Below are 16,240 nucleotides of genomic sequence, written 5' to 3'. Positions count from 1 at the left end.
CCATATCCATTAGACGTGGAAGCGGTTGGAATGTTCTGTGAGAATCCGTATTTTTGGGAAAAATTTCTAAATTAGGTTGCGCTGTTTCCCGCAGATTGCTGCCGCTTCTGAATGGCATGCATGCCCATGACCACTGCTATAAGTTCGTAACTATCCAATTCCTCAGAATGATTGTTCAATAGAAAAGCACCTGCGGAAAACCAGCCACTCACTTGTTCGAACCGGGCAACAAGAGCACCGGATTCATCCGAAATCTCATATTCTTTAGAAAATACTGGAGAAATGATCTCGTAGCTCCCTCTGCCATCGGTTTCATACGTGAATTTCTTAGTAAAAAAAGCTAATCTGCTTCTCAAAACACCGAACTCTTCACCGTCCACGCCAGCTACTACCCATTTACCTGAGAAAAAAGGAAAGCTTCCTTTGTACAACAACTGGCCATTCGCTCCATACACATCGAGTGCAGAGCCAAACGTACTTCTCAAATCAATTTGACCAACATTTTCACCCTGTTCGTTCAGAATCTCCGTTTCACCGGCACTAAAGAAACGATCCCGAAAGTATAAATTCATTATACTTGCCTCCTCTTGTATGATTACGAAAGTGAAGTTAAAAGAGCCATGAGGTGTCCATATGTCAAAAAAATAAATGGTTATTTTATCCAAATGAATTTAGATGCCTACTCGAATATACTATGCTTTGCATGGCGTATATACAAACTTTTATTTGGCGATCAGTTTGCTGAATTTCGAAGAAATCGCTGTGAGCCACCTGTACCAAAGAGAGATTTCTTTTTGGTATTTTAATGCAAAAAAACAAGGCTATCTCTTAGGTCTATTTAGACCTATTGAGACAGCCTCATCAAAGCAAAGCATAGTGCATTACCAATTCATTTCAATGCGAATGATATCTTCCTTCTCAAGTTCAACCCCTAATAGAACTTCCATTAATTCTAAATCGCTGATTGCCTTGATACCATGTTTGGACCCTGCTGGAATTTGCAAAACATCGCCCGCCTCAAGCCTGTACTGTTTATCATCCATTACAATCTCCGCGCTGCCCGACAAAATAGTCAAGCTTTCTTGCCGATTGAGGTGCTGGTGATAACTCGTATAGTGTCCCTGAGAGAGCTTCAATTTCTTGAGCATGCCATCTATCCCATTAGTATCCCTCCAATAATGTATGATTTGGTAGGATCCCCATTTCTTCTCGACATACATTGGAACCTGAGACGCTCCTGAAAGCCTTTCCTTGATTAGATTGGCTTTCTCCTTGTTTGCAATTAGAATACCGTCAGGGCTAGCTGCAACGATAATTTCTGGAACGCCAATCACCTCAATCGGATAAGGAAGTTCGTTAATCAGATGGGTATTCACAGAATCGTCCGATATTCGACCTGAACCGATTACTTTTTCCTCAAAATGAGAAGTGAGCGCCTCCCAGCTTCCTAGATCTTTCCATAATCCTGCGTACGTCATTACAACAGCAAGACTTGTGAGCTCAACTACTTCTCGATCAAAACTTTCATTTGGTAGTTGTTCGTATTTTGCTAACCATGCCTCCACTTGGGTTGGATGCCCCTTGTCCGTCAAATACGTCAGCATGAACCTTAAGGGGAATGCGAATATACCGCAGTTCCACAACGCGTGTTGTGCAATTAATTGATTAGCTGCTTGCTCACTAGGCTTCTCAATGAAATGGCGAATGAATGCAAAATCGTTATTCTCCTCGGGAAGAACAGGAACGATATAGCCGAATTGATCAGAGGGCATCGTAGGTTTGGTGCCGAGGAGAGCAAGATCCGCGTTAGAACGTGAAAGGACCTCCGGAAAGCGATGAAGTAACTGGAAGAATGCGGAATCCACATAAGTGTCCACAGGAAGAATACAAATTGTTTCATTCGGATCCACTTGCAGCTTATCATGCAGATAACTGACAGCCAAAGCGACTGCTGCAAATGTTCCTCTTTTATAAGGTTCACCTAGGATTGGGATGTGCTCGCCGACATAGTTACGCGTGATCTCTATTTGGCTGTGATGCGTAACGATTGAAGTGGAATGAAGCAACCCCACCTCATCTAATTGTCTGCAGATCCGCCCAATCATGGATTCACTAATCCCGTCATCGGATTTCAAAAGTTTAAGAAACACTTTGGAGCGAATCTCGTTGGAAATGGGCCATAGCCTTTTCCCCGATCCCCCGCATAATAGTACGATATGCAAGCCCAATACTCCTTCCCTGGGGAACATCACCCTACAACCTTATTTCTTAGATCGAATTGTTTGTTCAACCGCATGCTTCATTAACGCTCCTGCCCGTCCCCAGGTTAAATGAGCAATATCCTTCCTGCCTTGGCTTCCTTTTCGTTTGCAAAGCTCGGGATTTTCGTACGCTTTCCTCATGATCCTTCTCAAACTAAGCAGATCTGGTTCCGCCCACAGTTGTCCCTTCTCTGCAAACAGATAGCTGAATGATCTCGAAATGGCATGTTGACTGTTCATGCTAACTGCAGGATTCTTCAATTGATAAGGGATAAGAAACGAGTTATTGTGCGTTAGGAAATCCATTTGCCCGCCCCAAGCTGTTGTGATGACCGGAATACCGCTCGCTAACGCTTCTAAAAAAGGGAGTCCAACTCCCTCGCCACGCGTGGGTAGGACGAAGGCATCACCAAGTGTATATAGACCTTTCAATTGGCGTTCACTGAGTCGGCGGCCGATCACGACAACGGGGGCGGTATCTTTGTGAATGCCTAATCTCTTTTTGTATTGCGCTATTTTTTGATGAATCCAACGCTCATTCTCATAGGGCGCATATCCGTTCGTTTTGATCACAAGAATGACGTTATCTTGGGAGGAAAATTCTTCCCAATAGGCTCTTAGTAAACCTTCTGGGTTTTTGCGGTGTTGGAAGCCGAACACGGACACGAAAGTAAACTTGCCTGCTGCACGCGGCAAAAACAACTTCTTATTGTTCGGATGATATGCTTTGGTGCTAACCCCATGAGGAACGATATAAATGGGCACTTTTACACCGCTATTCTGTAGAGCCCGCTTATTATGTTTTGTGGGTACACAAATTCCATCAAATTTGTTCATATGGGAAAGCCATTTATGGGGCGTTTTACTTGTTTCCCAAACGGTATTCAATATAATGCGATGATGCAGACTTCGTTCGATCTTCCATTTAATATGAGTAGGAACATGGTGATAAATAAGAACCTTTTTACCTTTCGCAAGATTAAACCTTTTACTTGAATCGCCTAATCTCACTGCGACGCCGGTACGCGCTAGGGAACCTGCATACGCTCGACTCGCACGGCCAAGACCGCTTGCTTTATGAACAGGTCCCTTCCAGACCACAACATAGGGCTTCATTTGGACACCAACTTGATGGACTTCACATATCCCTTTCGTTTGTGTAGAGAAATGGACCGATATGACTTTGCCAAGGAGATCAGCCTTGAAGGTGACAACTGGGATTTGCTCAAGTGTAAGCTCTTATTCAACGCAGGCTTCAAGATCATTTTGTTAGCCGCGGATGCATAAAGGAAATTGCCATACGTTTCAAATTCGGAAAAAGCAAACTGCTTGGATCTATTCATACTTTTCATTATCGCAGAGTACCAGCTTCTGTTATGTTTGGTTTCAATCGCTTGTTTCAACTGCTTTACTTTTGATTTCTCAAACAGCATGTAATGGGTAACGAAAGACAAACGAGCTGAGCGACTTCTTCCCATCAATTTTCGATAGGTTTTGAAATATTCGCCTTGACTCCAGTCCCGACAGTAAAACACCGTCTTGTTGCCCACTTTGAAGACATGAGGTCGAATGAGTACGGTATCCGCATCAATGACCATATAGTACTTGGACGAGCACAACGTATCACCGTTCAGCTTGAGTAACTGCTGATAGAGCCATCCGGTCCGATCCCATGTTTTGGATTGATAGTGGATGTCCTTCTTCGTGATTGGCAGAACGGTATCTTCATGAACGAATCGACATCCCTTTCTGGAACAAAGATCAAGAATTCGTTGTTTCCAAGGAGCAACAATAATGATTTCGCCTATGGGGTGTTTCACATGTTTCCTTACTGCGTCAATAACAAGGGGGAGAGTACCTAGATCTTTCTCAATAGCTGGAATTAGCACATCAATTTGGGGTGTCTTGCTAAGCTGCTCTTTAATTTGCATGAACATTCGCTCATCTCCATTATTCAAACGTATGGATTATCATATGTCGGAAGAAGGAAATGGAATGGGTTTCAAGGGGGTGAAAAGCACAGAATAGTAAAAGTCAGGATTATGATTTTTTAATTTCACATGAGTATGAAAAATAGCCGCCAAGGATTAATCCCTGACAGCTAATCATATAAGTATTTCTTATTCCAAAAGCCCGCCTAACTCGGAAGCTTTAAGCTCTGCATTCGTTTTAGTACCAGGCGCTAAGCCAAGTCTTTGTGTCATTTGCTGACTAATGTTGCCAAGCCGTTGCGTGTGCTCTGTTGCCGATTGAATGATGGTCCGATTTGACTGTTCAAATAGATCCAACGCCGCAAACAGATCCGTCATCCCCCGTTCAATGGATTCCATTTGTAACCATGGCTTGCCGAGTAATTCGTTCGTCTTCTGAGTCGTTTCTTTCAGCAAACGCGAGTTGTCCTCAAACATTTTATTAAGCGTCGAGTTCGCCGAATTAACAGCTTCTATCGTTTGTACTTGATCTTCAATGGCCATGGAGATCATCGCGGATACAGTAAGTAGATTCTGCGTTTTATCGATCGTCGCATCAACCGCATCAATAAGTTTATCATTGTTGTCGTTGATAATGTCTGTCCCCGCAATTGCTTGTTGGTAGAGAATGACCATTTCCTGAAATGACTGAATACGCGTTACCACTTTCCGGAGACCTCGCTCCAGATGGGTTTTACGGTTTTCATTTTCGGGCTTGGCAATTTCAATTTCAAAAAGCTGCTTCAAGTTCTCCCCCATAGCAATACGCATTTGAAGATTGTAGACAGACTCTATCGAATTTCTCTTCAACGTTTTCATATAAGCCATGTTTTCTTCCAGTGTTTCCTTCCCATTTCGGAGGGACTGCACAATGGCATTCACGTTGGTCTTCACAGACTGATACTTATACATATAATTTTTCAAAGGCGTCTTTTTCATCATCTTTTCAAAAAAGCCAAGCTGCTTGCTCTTACTCAACGAATCAATTTCGCCGCGAAGCTTCAAAATGTTATTTTGCACCTCTGAGCGTTTACCCGACATCAATTCATTTACTGGACGCTCCAGCATTGCTAAAGATTGTCCGGCCTGTTCCATTGTTTTGGACCCCATACGCCCGATCGAATCCATTAAGGTTTCTAATTCCATCGTATCCGTGGTAGCTACTTTCTCGAGCAGTTGTTTCGCTTCCTGTTCGACTTTCTGCAAATCTGTAGACTTCAATTGCACCAATTGGGTTGTCAATTTCCGTTCCTCCTTTAGTCTGTTGAACGATAACGCTGTTGGATCAGTTCCATACGTGTCTGCAATTCGATTAAATCTTTTTGTTCAATGGTTTCTACATAATCGGACAGTTTAGAGTTGATATCCCGAATCCCTGTAAGAAGAAGCCGACGATTTAGTCGTTTCGCTTCCCCACCTAATTTTAGAAATGGGTTAATTGCGCCATTCAGGTCCTTAAAAATTAATCGTTGTATGTTATGATTCATGTTTGCATCATTCAATTCTTTCAGTTGCGGAATTAATCGGCCAACCCTTGAAAGTAAGCTCAGCGTCTTTTCAACAATTTCATCATCTAACGTGTTTTTCTGTCCCTCAGAGATCATTGTCTCTTCAATTACATGGATATATTCAGAAATAGGCTCCCAGAAAGGATCACTTTCAGCTTTTCGTTCAATTTCCATTTCAGAATTGGAACTCCCTCTAGGAGGTAAATTGGGGGCAGACTCACTAATAGGACTTGTAATGCTTGTCCCTTTCAAGGCACTTGAAGATCGACTTAGTAGAAGAATACTTCCTATCGATAACGTAGTTGGTACTAATAAATTAATTGACTCTGGTAAAAATCCAGCCGTTATGAGACTTACGACATATCCTGCAATTGAGATGCCTGCAGCGACTTTGAATTGCTTTTGCATGATATATTCACACCCCTGTTCCATCTTATTACCATTAAAATCATATATCTGACATCGATTGATGTCAATTTATAACAGAAAAACGATGAAATATGGAGTGAAGCGTCGTACCCTGTCAAAGATGTCCCCAGGATGCAGTAAGTCATGCGATAACCTGTATATTTTCGCAAAAGTCTGCAACCATCTGCAAAAATGAAATAACGTTTCAACACATGACTCCTTTCCTACTCAGTGTTCGATGACGACTTTCGTAACCATCTTCTCTGGTCCAATCTCATAACCAGCAAACCATATTTTGACATGGTTCCCGACTTTGATATCGGAGAAGTCTGCCTCTTGGCCATCCATCCACACCTGCGTGACTTGGATCAGCTTATGTTTTACCCCATCGATCTCAAGGGTACGCACAACGTTCACGCCTTCGCCCGTTTGGTCTAATCCGGTTACTGTCCCATTGATATCACCAAGGCCGTTGTCTTCAGCTAATATGTCTAGTCGCAGCCCTGTTGTTTGACCAGGGTAACTGGTTAACATCAACCCTGCACTCCACACTTTGACGGAAGAGCCAATTACGATATCCTTCGTTTGGAGTTTCTTCCCCTTAAACGTGATGGACGCATCGTCTGCCATGGCATACCACGCCGCATCCGGCATTTTCTTCTCTTTATCTAAAAATCTTTCCTTTGAGACGACCAGGAACCTTCCCTTATCGTCGATTGCTGTGATTATCCCAGTTACGCCTGATTGTTCATCAATCGTAAATACCGTTATGTTCAGCGGAAACTCACCTCCAAGCGCCATATAGATCGCTTGTTTAAGCATAGATTCCTCATCGCCTGACAGTGACTTCGCAGGATCATCGGTTCGACGGACTTCAAGAAAACCTTCTTTTTCATTACTAGAGGAGGACTGGAATATGACATGATGGCTTTTAAAAATAGCGCCTAATGTGGAAAGCTTATTCACATATCGCTCTAGATCCTTTTTAGGTACAGATTTAATCTGCCCTGATGTCCCAAGCTGATTAAACCCTTCATTTTTATCATCCGGAATTAGCACTCCACAAGCTGCAATCAATGAAGTAAAAATAAACGTACAAACGAGCATACGAAACAAATGCATCGTGTTCTTCATGGACTTTGCCTTCCTCTCGTTACCACGAATATGATCTTCGAAATTAGTTGTATGAATTAGACGGCCACTATCTTTGAAAAGTTTCTGTTTCTTCTAAACTGCTTTTAGAACAAAAGGCTGCACGCGGCAGCCTTCTGTATTGTTGCAATTGACTATCTCCGTAACTCAAGATCAAGTACTACTCATTTAACTGGCGCATCGCACCTAAGACCAGATTATATCCATCAGGGTCTTGTATGTAGGCATTTTTAAATTCCCATTTTCCATGCACACCAGTAAAAGGCTCAATTGCAATAATGCCATCCTTACTTCGCACTTCTTCAACTAATATGTCCAGGTCACTCCAAATCACATGAATAAAAGAATCCCAACCATAATCAAGACCTTCCCAATCTCACTTGAATTGTCTGCCCGAATCTTGCTCTTTGTACTTTAGAAACCTCCGAAACTTGCTCATTCATTATTATTAGTCTCCTTTCGATTTCAGTGATGTACAACTGGTAAAGCAACTTATTTATACAAGCATTAACCGGCTAGGACTAGAAAAGATAAGTAAAGTATAAAATAGATTGGAAATTTTTTCTATATAACTATTTGGTTATATAATGGATGATCTGATTAAATTAACCTGCCCCTTTTTATGAGTAACAAGAAAGCCCACCATATCCTTGGCGGGCTTTCCATAATTGAATGTATTAGTACCTATCAACCTAAGACCCTTGAATAACGCTGCGAATGAAAGCGACTTCCTCCGCATTCAATGGGTTTCCAGCTCCTTGTGCATTGGACTCCACCTGTTTATCATTCTTGAATCCCGGAATCACGCAAGCGTTCGGAGATTGCGCAAGTGCGAATTGAATCGCCACTCGTACCAAATCTTGAACTTCCATGCCGAAACGTTTTTTGATTGGTACAAGTCGTTGGCGGATTTCCAGCAGGCGCTCCTTGGTAAATCCTGAATTGGAAGCACGAACATCGCCTTCACCAAACTTCGGCGGATGCTCTGGATCGAATTTATCGAGCAGCAAGCCCTGCGCAAGCGGCCCAAATAGCACGATGCCTAGATTCTGCTCATCTGCCCATTCAAACAAATTGGTATCCGGTTGATCAAACTGATTGCCGAATGCATTATAGTGGAATTGCAAAACATCTGGACGTGTAACTGGACAGACTCGTTTAAAGTCACCGTAGCTATAGCCAGATTGTCCGATGACACGCACTTTGCCTTCCTTCTGTAATTGACGCATCATTTCGGCCGCTTCCTCCAAATAAAGATCATTTGGACCGAAATTCGTGTTATGAAAATAATGAAGATCCAAATAATCGGTGCCCAAATTCATTAAAGATTGCTCCAATTGATGACGGATATGAATCGGTTGCATGGCATTAGGAGCTGTCCCTCGGAACCAACCGACTTTGGAGGCGATGACGACTTTATCTCGCGGAACTTCTTTCAGAAACCGTCCGATTACGCGCTCTGAATGGCCGTCTCCATAGACATCCGCTGTATCGAAATGATTGATACCCAGCTCAAATGCGCGTTTCAACCCTGAAATAGAAGCATTGTCGTCATTTCCTGACCAGCCCACTGCCTCACCGTCTCGCCATGAAGGCCCACCAATCGCCCAGCAGCCTAAACTTACTTCACTTACCTCAAGACCTGAACGACCAAGTACACGATATTTCACAGTATCTACTCCCTCTGGGTTCAATTCATACTTTCAAATGAAATATAACCAAAAATCATACTACTTGGAAGTACGCACTTTATTTTTACCTACTTCCCTTTAAGTAACTACATTGTAATAAATAACTCGTTTTTCATAACCATAACAGCTTGCCCTGTTACTTTTTGCATCAGTACATCATCTAGTGGTTCAGAAGTTAATCATACTGCAGCTGGGTTACCATTGAAGACTTTATCCGTAAAAGCATCAACCACATTGATTTTCAAAGCCAACATATTCCCCTCTTATGTAGGACTATTTATTTGTTCGAGTGTTCTGCTGGTGAAAAAAAGACCAAGGTAGTGAGATCTTCCGTTATATCATAGAATCGATGTTCTTTGTTTGCTTCAACGAACAGGAGATCCCCTTTACTTATTTCAATATTTGTATCTCCATTTTGAAACGAAGCTTTTCCTTCAATTATCAAATAAATCTCATCTTCTGTATGTGGCTTTTGATGGTCCTGTTCATCTTTATTTAGTTTATAGAGTCCCACACTCATTGAAGAAGCCTTGAAAAATTCATAATATGGTATGTTTTCAAATTCCTTTAATTGGTTTAGATAATTATGTAAATCATTCAACTTAAAATTCAAAAGATATCCCCCTCTCTTACTATTATTTCATGTTAGTATCCATAATTTTTTTATTTAATGATGCTATAAAATGAGATACAATCAAAGGTGCAAATTGGGTTTAATTGAACTTTCCCGCCATTCTGTTAAAAAAGGTATTCCTATTTCCATTTATTACACATATAAATCATGCACTTTTGGGGCTGATATATGTTTTAATTAAATAGTTATCTTAATTCGGGATGAAAAGGAGCGAAACAAAGTGGAAATTAAATCGTTTTTATTACCCAAGGACAAAGTATCTTACTTGACGACTACCGCTTCTATGCGAGAAGCGATAGACCGGCTGGAAGCCTGCCATTATACAGCGATTCCGATTATCGATGAGGATGGGAAGTACGTCGGCACCTTATCCGAAGGAGATTTGTTATGGAAACTGAAGTACACTCCCGACCTTACATTCGTTAACATGGACGAGATTTCTGTAACTGGTATCAAAAAACGGATTTTTAACGAATGCGTCGCTATCGATGCGCACATGGAAGATATGCTAGCGCTCGCTGCCGACCAGAACTTCGTTCCTGTTGTTGATAATGAACGCGTCTTCCTCGGCATCATTCGACGCAAGGACATTATTGCATATTATACGAGAAATATTACGGATTAAACGGTAATGCGCATTCAAGCGGGTTAGGAATAGGGCTCAGTTGCCCCATTCCTTCCGCTTTTCTTACTTTATAAGCTCCCAATAAATTCATCGTTCCTACTTCTTTTACCAACCCTCATGAAAGAATGCACGCGAAAAGTTTGCAGGAAACTAATTTTTGCCAAAATTCAACATGCCCCCTTAAATCCGCGAACTTACATGAATACTATACAGACGTGTATGCCACCTCCAAGCCAAACTGTACTACAATCAAAGGAGGAAATGAATTTATGTTCAAACAGTTCGATAAACTATATGGGATTGACCTAGGTACATCAAACACAGTTATTTTCGAAAAGGGAAAAGGTATTGTGCTAAACGAACCATCCGTTGTCGCATTTAATCAAAATACGGGTGAGTTACTGGCCGCAGGTTCTGAAGCGCAAGCGATGATTGGCCGAGCCCCTGCCCATGTGGATATCACGTACCCCTTAATAAATGGTGTTATCGCTAATTTTGACAAGACAAGCATCATGTTGAAATATTTTATTAAAAAAATCCAAGGTAGAACCTCTTTTCTACGAAGTTCGCAGATCTACATCACGGTGCCTTGCGGTATTACGAATGTACAAAAGCGGGCGATTGAAGAAACAATCGTCCACAAGGGGGCCAAAAAAGCGATAGTCGTCGAGGAACCTATAGCGGCAGCACTCGGTGCGGGACTCATGCTCGACGAACCTATCGGTCACCTAGTACTCGATATCGGTGGAGGGACTTGCCAAGTAGCCGTTTTGTCGCTTGGAGGCATTGTCGCCAGTCATACGATCAATCGGGCAGGGTTGTCGATTGATCGTGACATTATGGATTATGTTAAACGACAATATAACATGGAAATCGGGGAACGAACCGCCGAAGACATTAAAAAACAAATTGGGACTGCCAGCGCTTTAACGGATGAACGTACGCTTAATATCCGGGGACGCGATTTGGTTAATGGATTGCCGCGATCGATACAGCTGGTCTCGAGTGAAATTTACACAGTGGTCAATGATTTCTTAGGAACATTGATCGAAGCTATTCGGGCAACCTTAGAACTTTGTCCCCCCGAGCTTGCAGGCGACGTAATGGAACAAGGGATCTTGTTGTGCGGAGGCGGCGCGTTATTGGAAGGGATCGATGAACGGATCCGCACCGAGACTGGGGTTGCCGTACATATCGCGGAACATCCGCTTGAATGTACCGCACTGGGTACGGGCATGATGCTAGGTGTCTATAGATCTAAGAGCAGGCCCATGACACAGGAGGATAAGATGCAAGAAGAAACAGCTGTTAGAACTTAAAAAAGCACAATAACAAAAAAAACATATTCCTCTCACTCCAAAGCTCTTATAATTAATAAGCATCAACCTTATTTATCTAAACAGTCCAGATTTTTTCTTCGTTCATGGGAATGAATGGATTAGTATTTTGGTGATTATACTGAAGTGACGAGGAGTGTTTTGTACTATGTATGAACAAAAAACGAAAGCAACGGACAGCAGTGTCCTTGCGTTTATTGAAAATGTCGAAAGTCTTAAGAAACGTGAAGATGCCTATACATTGTTAGATATTTTTACGGAAACGAGTGGTTATGAAGCGAAAATGTGGGGACCGAGTATTATTGGTTTTGGCTCCTATCATTATAAATATGATTCTGGTCACGAGGGTGATGCACCGCTAGTTGGTTTTTCACCTCGCAAAGCCAAAATCAGCCTGTATTTTGCGACAGGTGACTCAACACGTGATGAGTTATTGAAGGACTTTGGCACCCATACAGCAGGTAAAGGGTGTGTATACATCAATAAAGTAGCAGCTATCGATGTTGATGTATTAAAAGCATTAATCACGCAATCTGTCACATTGCTGAAGGATCGTTATCCAACTAAGGAAAACTGAAAACCAGCAAGCATCCCGGATGCTTGCTGGTTTCTTTTTCGAATATGCATGCTTCTACTTTGCTTGAATGTAACCTTCTGCTTTCAACAATTCAGCAATCAATACAGCTCCACCCGCTGCGCCGCGTAATGTATTATGCGATAAACCTACGAATTTGTAATCAAATAGTGAATCCTCGCGCAATCTCCCCACCGAAACGCCCATACCGCGCTCAATGTCACGATCAAGATTGGTTTGCGGTCTGTTCTCTTCTTCAAAATAAGTGATGAACTGTTTTGGTGCGCTAGGCAGACCAAGCTCCTGCGGACGTCCTTTGAAATTCAACCAGCGCTGAAGAATCTCTTCTTTTGATGGTTTGTTCTCAAATGATGCGAATACCGTAGCCAAATGTCCGTCCGTTACGGGAACGCGAATACACTGTGTTGCAATGACAGGTGAACTCGCTTTAATAATTTGATCATTTACAATGCTACCCCAGATGCGGAGTGGCTCCTGCTCGCTTTTTTCTTCCTCGCCGCCAATATATGGAATCACATTATCTAACATTTCAGGCCAATCGGTAAAGTTTTTGCCTGCGCCGGAAATCGCTTGATACGTCGATGCAATTACTTTTGTTGGTTTGTAATCTAACAATGCATGAAGTGCAGGCACATAGCTTTGGATTGAACAGTTAGGCTTAACTGCAATAAATCCGGTCGACGTGCCAAGACGTTTTCTCTGTGCTGCAATGACATCAATATGCCCTGGATTCACTTCAGGAATAACCATCGGAATGTCAGGCGTCCAGCGGTGAGCGGAGTTATTAGAAATGACAGGTGTGCCCGTTTTTGCGTAGGCTTCCTCCAACGCTTTAATTTCTTCTTTTTTCATATCTACCGCACAGAAAATAAAATCAACCCCAGAGGCAACTTCCTCCACTTGCGAAGCATCCTGAACGATGATATTTTTCACGGACTCAGGCATTGGGCCAGCCAATTTCCATCTGCCTTGCACAGCTTCTTCATATGTTTTACCTGCAGAACTGCTGCTTGCCGCGATAGCTGTTACCTTAAACCAAGGATGCTGATCCAGTAAATCAACAAAACGCTGGCCAACCATGCCAGTTCCTCCAACAATACCAACTTTCAATTTCTCAGCCATTTAAAATTCAAATCCTTTCAACATAGTATGATTAATGGAAACTCCTACATATAATTCTGACAGTCCGATATGGTGTAACTTTTGTTTCACATGCGTGTAATAAATAAAAAAATCCCACCCCCAAGACATCAGTCAGTCTTAGGGACGAGATCTATATTCTCGTGGTACCACCCAGTTTCGCTACTATGTCGCCATAGTACAGCCTCTTCAAGTACGGCATTTCTTCGAAATGCGTATACTTTAGCTCTGTAACAGGAGCTCCTGTCACTCCATCCCCTACTCAATTAGGTTCCGAAGTGCTGCTCTGAGGCTTTTTTCAATAAACAACTCTTTACTCCTTTTCAGCTGACGGAGCTCTCTGTGAAAGATTTCATTTATTTACTCTTCTCTTCAACGCATTTGTTATTGCGATTATATTATCAAATAACTGCGGGAACGTAAACAATAATTTTTGAAAATTTGTTAATTGGGCTTGTTTGACCTTCCTCTTTACTCAATTGGCATGAAAATATTAGTTAATGGGTTGGTTGTGGCCATTTTACGAGCCGTCTGAATCCATGAATTCATAGCACTACCAAATTACCCTTCCTCGACATCGGCAACTAACTCACTTGCAACCTCCAGCATCTTGGGAATGACAGCTTCATGTGTGCCCGAAACGTAAATATCCCCCTGGTAATGCCTGAAAGGGATCTGGAAATCACCATAACTCCACATGAAAAAATCACCCTCAATAGACATGCTGGTAGCGCCTGTCACTGTAAATACGGACGTGTAGGTAAAATCAGGTTTCGCCCTAAAATATTGTTTGCACTCTTCCAAAGAAATGGTTTGTGCCGATGGATCGTTTTGTTGATAGGCCCTCGTAATGCGATAACGTTGACTCATTGAACTTCCTCCATATTAAATGTTTTGTATGCCTTCAAATTTGACAGAAAACGACATAAATCGGGGTGCAACCTTCGAATAGTCTTATGATAGGCCAAATGACGAAGAATGCCAACGAGATAAATGGAGCGTGGATGACTAATGGGTAAATGGAAATCAGGTACAGTTGGTTTCGTATGCGGCGCCTTGTTTTTCTCAGGGCTTTCCTACGCGGCGAACGATCCGGTCGGTATCGACGTGTATTTTCGTAAGTTGCAGTACTATTTCGATGGGGAAAAAAAGCAGCCACCCCAAGATCTACAAGGGTTTATTTACAAGGATACTACGTATGTGCCGCTTCGTTTTCTGACAGAATCATTAGGAAAACCGGTAGGTTGGGATAATGCGACAAGCTCTATTTTTGTAGGAGACAAGCCCCAACAGATGCCAGTTCCATCCGAAGAGGAAGAGAATGTAACACCTGCATCGTCAGCTTTGCAAGTTTTTCCAAAGGATAATCCTTGGAATACCGACATTTCTAACTTTCCAGTTCACCAGAACTCGCAACAGTTTATCGAGGCTATTGGCTTTAATACCAGCCTACATGCTGATTTCGGTACCGAGTGGCAAGGAGCCCCCATAGGGATTCCTTACGCGATCGTAAGCGGCAACCAACCGAAAGTAAACGTAACGTTTACAGACTACGGCGATGAAAGTGATCCAGGCCCCTATCCGATACCAGAGAATGCACCGATTGAAGGCGGTCCGGATAGTGATGGTGATCGTCATGTGATCGTTGTCGATAAAGACAATCACATGCTGTACGAATTGTACAACGCACACGCTACCTCTGAAGGCTGGAAAGCTTCAAATGGCGCCAAGTGGGATTTGAATTCAAATGCGTTGAGGACCAAATATTGGACATCCGCTGACGCAGCCGGCTTACCTATCTTCCCTGGACTGGTCCGTTTCGAAGAAGCGAGATCAGGTGAAATCAACCACGCGCTGCGTTTCACCGTACGAAAGACACAACGTGGATTCGTAGCTCCAGCTACTCATTTTGCCTCGAATAGTACGGATCCGAATCTTCCACCGATGGGACTTCGGCTGCGGCTGCGTGACGATTTTGACATATCCAGTTACTCTGCCACCAATCAAGCGATCCTTCGTGCGATGAAAAAATACGGCATGATCGTCGCAGACAACGGCAGTGATCTCTACGTGAGCGGAGCGCCGGATCCGAAATGGGACGACGATGATTTACATAAACTTGGTAAACTGAAAGGCAGCGATTTCGAAGTCGTGGATACCGGTCCGATTGAAAAATAACGGAGCTATGTCAGAAAGCTTTTTAACTGCTCTATGCTTTTATTAGCTCTCAGATTGAGTGACTTTTTGTCCTTCAAGTTGGAGGATTTCAAATCATGTCCTGGATCTAAAATCAACGGATTTAATATAACATCATCGAGAATTCGCTTTGTCGTTTGCAAGGTTTCGTACAGTACTTCTTTTGGAATGACTCCCTTTACACAGGTAAGAATAGTAATAATCGATTCGGCATACATGAGTTTAACCAAACTATCTGCGCTCTTAATATGCTTTGAAGCGAAACTCACGACATTCGTTAACACACGAACATCTTTAAAGTCTCTGGCTATGGGGGCCAAACTGTTAAGTGCTTCCCAATCTAGAATGGAAAGTTCACTGGTATAGCGATCTATCATTTCTTGAACCCATTGCATTTCAGTATCCTTAGCCACCTCATAGGTCTTATATTCATTGTAAGCCCCTTCTCGATGCATCAGAAGCGTGCTGCCTCGATACAGGGTAAATAGTTCCTTCGCTCTTTGTTGTTCAGACTCCATACATGAACCGCCCCGACATTTCATTGCAAATTTTGTGAAGATCTCAAATTATAGTACCATATTCGAGATCTTCACAGCCATTCGGATAGTTTGCTGTGGCAAACTGTCCTTTTACCATTCTATACAACATGAACGCACCATAGCCAAGCATGCCGCCAAACGTATTGAGAATAAGATCATCCACATCAAAGCTTCCCATCGTAAG

The 16,240-nt window shown here is 42.5% G+C and carries 18 protein-coding genes and 1 other annotated feature; of the genes, 4 read left to right on the top strand and 14 right to left on the bottom strand.

What is annotated here, in order from left to right; all coding sequences use genetic code 11:
- Positions 1-71: 71 nt before the first annotated feature.
- The 10 genes from AC58P7_RS19385 to AC58P7_RS19340 form a co-directional block, all read right to left on the bottom strand.
- Positions 72-572 carry an LURP-one-related/scramblase family protein gene (locus tag AC58P7_RS19385; protein ID WP_497345697.1) on the bottom strand — a complete coding sequence of 167 codons (501 nt, stop codon included), beginning with the start codon at positions 570-572 and terminating at the stop codon, positions 72-74.
- A gap of 309 nt (positions 573-881) precedes the next feature.
- Complete coding sequence (locus AC58P7_RS19380; protein WP_497345695.1) at positions 882-2,222, bottom strand: sugar phosphate nucleotidyltransferase; 1,341 nt, start codon at positions 2,220-2,222, stop codon at positions 882-884.
- A 39-nt stretch (positions 2,223-2,261) separates the two neighbouring features.
- Positions 2,262-3,377: a glycosyltransferase family 4 protein gene (locus AC58P7_RS19375; protein WP_497345693.1), complete on the bottom strand. Its 1,116-nt coding sequence runs from the start codon at positions 3,375-3,377 to the stop codon at positions 2,262-2,264.
- Positions 3,374-4,198: a DUF6492 family protein gene (locus AC58P7_RS19370; RefSeq protein WP_497345691.1), complete on the bottom strand. Its 825-nt coding sequence runs from the start codon at positions 4,196-4,198 to the stop codon at positions 3,374-3,376. The genes AC58P7_RS19375 and AC58P7_RS19370 overlap by 4 nt, the downstream gene beginning before the upstream one ends.
- 183 nt (positions 4,199-4,381) lie before the next feature.
- A complete protein-coding gene (locus AC58P7_RS19365; protein ID WP_497345689.1) occupies positions 4,382-5,473 on the bottom strand; it encodes a toxic anion resistance protein in 1,092 nt (363 codons plus the stop codon).
- Between the two features lie 14 nt (positions 5,474-5,487).
- The gene (locus AC58P7_RS19360) at positions 5,488-6,147 is read right to left on the bottom strand and encodes a hypothetical protein (RefSeq protein WP_497345687.1); all 660 of its coding nucleotides are present in this window, start codon (positions 6,145-6,147) and stop codon (positions 5,488-5,490) included.
- A gap of 228 nt (positions 6,148-6,375) precedes the next feature.
- A complete protein-coding gene (locus AC58P7_RS19355) occupies positions 6,376-7,281 on the bottom strand; it encodes a DUF3221 domain-containing protein (protein ID WP_497345685.1) in 906 nt (301 codons plus the stop codon).
- 178 nt (positions 7,282-7,459) lie between these two features.
- The gene (locus tag AC58P7_RS19350) at positions 7,460-7,633 is read right to left on the bottom strand and encodes a VOC family protein (RefSeq protein WP_497345683.1); all 174 of its coding nucleotides are present in this window, start codon (positions 7,631-7,633) and stop codon (positions 7,460-7,462) included.
- A gap of 358 nt (positions 7,634-7,991) precedes the next feature.
- Positions 7,992-8,969 carry an aldo/keto reductase gene (locus AC58P7_RS19345; RefSeq protein ID WP_497345681.1) on the bottom strand — a complete coding sequence of 326 codons (978 nt, stop codon included), beginning with the start codon at positions 8,967-8,969 and terminating at the stop codon, positions 7,992-7,994.
- Positions 8,970-9,267: 298 nt separating this feature from the next.
- The gene (locus tag AC58P7_RS19340; RefSeq protein ID WP_497345679.1) at positions 9,268-9,603 is read right to left on the bottom strand and encodes a cupin domain-containing protein; all 336 of its coding nucleotides are present in this window, start codon (positions 9,601-9,603) and stop codon (positions 9,268-9,270) included.
- Positions 9,604-9,844: 241 nt separating this feature from the next.
- Between AC58P7_RS19340 and AC58P7_RS19335 the strand changes: the two genes are divergently transcribed.
- From AC58P7_RS19335 to AC58P7_RS19325, 3 genes are all read left to right on the top strand, one after another.
- Positions 9,845-10,249, top strand: coding sequence for a CBS domain-containing protein (locus tag AC58P7_RS19335; protein ID WP_497345677.1), 405 nt, complete (start codon positions 9,845-9,847; stop codon positions 10,247-10,249).
- Positions 10,250-10,518: 269 nt separating this feature from the next.
- Entirely contained in the window at positions 10,519-11,568 is a 1,050-nt protein-coding gene (locus tag AC58P7_RS19330) for a rod shape-determining protein (protein ID WP_497345675.1), read from the top strand.
- A gap of 166 nt (positions 11,569-11,734) precedes the next feature.
- Positions 11,735-12,163 carry a DUF1801 domain-containing protein gene (locus AC58P7_RS19325; protein WP_497345673.1) on the top strand — a complete coding sequence of 143 codons (429 nt, stop codon included), beginning with the start codon at positions 11,735-11,737 and terminating at the stop codon, positions 12,161-12,163.
- Between the two features lie 54 nt (positions 12,164-12,217).
- Here AC58P7_RS19325 and asd read toward each other — a convergent pair whose 3' ends face one another.
- On the bottom strand, positions 12,218-13,303 hold the full coding sequence (asd, locus tag AC58P7_RS19320; RefSeq protein WP_497345671.1) for an aspartate-semialdehyde dehydrogenase: 1,086 nt from the start codon (positions 13,301-13,303) through the stop codon (positions 12,218-12,220).
- Positions 13,304-13,440: 137 nt separating this feature from the next.
- Positions 13,441-13,706, bottom strand: a binding site (T-box leader).
- Between the two features lie 176 nt (positions 13,707-13,882).
- A complete protein-coding gene (locus tag AC58P7_RS19315) occupies positions 13,883-14,191 on the bottom strand; it encodes a hypothetical protein (protein ID WP_497345670.1) in 309 nt (102 codons plus the stop codon).
- Positions 14,192-14,332: 141 nt separating this feature from the next.
- On the opposite strand from AC58P7_RS19315, the gene AC58P7_RS19310 reads away from it, so the two are divergent.
- Positions 14,333-15,499, top strand: a complete 1,167-nt coding sequence (locus AC58P7_RS19310; protein ID WP_497345668.1) for a stalk domain-containing protein — start codon at positions 14,333-14,335, stop codon at positions 15,497-15,499.
- A 5-nt stretch (positions 15,500-15,504) separates the two neighbouring features.
- Here the strand turns inward: AC58P7_RS19310 and AC58P7_RS19305 are convergent, their stop codons facing one another.
- Positions 15,505-16,035 carry a hypothetical protein gene (locus tag AC58P7_RS19305; RefSeq protein ID WP_497345666.1) on the bottom strand — a complete coding sequence of 177 codons (531 nt, stop codon included), beginning with the start codon at positions 16,033-16,035 and terminating at the stop codon, positions 15,505-15,507.
- 43 nt (positions 16,036-16,078) lie between these two features.
- Positions 16,079-16,234 (bottom strand): hypothetical protein, encoded by a 156-nt coding sequence (locus AC58P7_RS19300; protein ID WP_497345664.1) that lies wholly within the window; start codon positions 16,232-16,234, stop codon positions 16,079-16,081.
- Positions 16,235-16,240 lie beyond the last annotated feature (6 nt).

The organism is Paenibacillus sp. J22FR5, from assembly GCF_059691975.1.
Note: the sequence above shows the minus strand (reverse complement) of the source record. Positions and strands in the feature narration are given on the sequence as shown.

Coding starts and splice junctions, on each gene's coding strand:
- AC58P7_RS19385 (WP_497345697.1), bottom strand. CDS start 572: ATGAATTTATACTTTCGGGATCGTTTCTTTAGTGCCGGTGAAACGGAG.
- AC58P7_RS19375 (WP_497345693.1), bottom strand. CDS start 3,377: ATGAAGCCCTATGTTGTGGTCTGGAAGGGACCTGTTCATAAAGCAAGC.
- AC58P7_RS19370 (WP_497345691.1), bottom strand. CDS start 4,198: ATGTTCATGCAAATTAAAGAGCAGCTTAGCAAGACACCCCAAATTGAT.
- AC58P7_RS19360 (WP_497345687.1), bottom strand. CDS start 6,147: ATGCAAAAGCAATTCAAAGTCGCTGCAGGCATCTCAATTGCAGGATAT.
- AC58P7_RS19355 (WP_497345685.1), bottom strand. CDS start 7,281: ATGAAGAACACGATGCATTTGTTTCGTATGCTCGTTTGTACGTTTATT.
- AC58P7_RS19330 (WP_497345675.1), top strand. CDS start 10,519: ATGTTCAAACAGTTCGATAAACTATATGGGATTGACCTAGGTACATCA.
- AC58P7_RS19325 (WP_497345673.1), top strand. CDS start 11,735: ATGTATGAACAAAAAACGAAAGCAACGGACAGCAGTGTCCTTGCGTTT.
- asd (WP_497345671.1), bottom strand. CDS start 13,303: ATGGCTGAGAAATTGAAAGTTGGTATTGTTGGAGGAACTGGCATGGTT.
- AC58P7_RS19315 (WP_497345670.1), bottom strand. CDS start 14,191: ATGAGTCAACGTTATCGCATTACGAGGGCCTATCAACAAAACGATCCA.
- AC58P7_RS19310 (WP_497345668.1), top strand. CDS start 14,333: ATGGGTAAATGGAAATCAGGTACAGTTGGTTTCGTATGCGGCGCCTTG.
- AC58P7_RS19305 (WP_497345666.1), bottom strand. CDS start 16,035: ATGGAGTCTGAACAACAAAGAGCGAAGGAACTATTTACCCTGTATCGA.
- AC58P7_RS19300 (WP_497345664.1), bottom strand. CDS start 16,234: ATGGGAAGCTTTGATGTGGATGATCTTATTCTCAATACGTTTGGCGGC.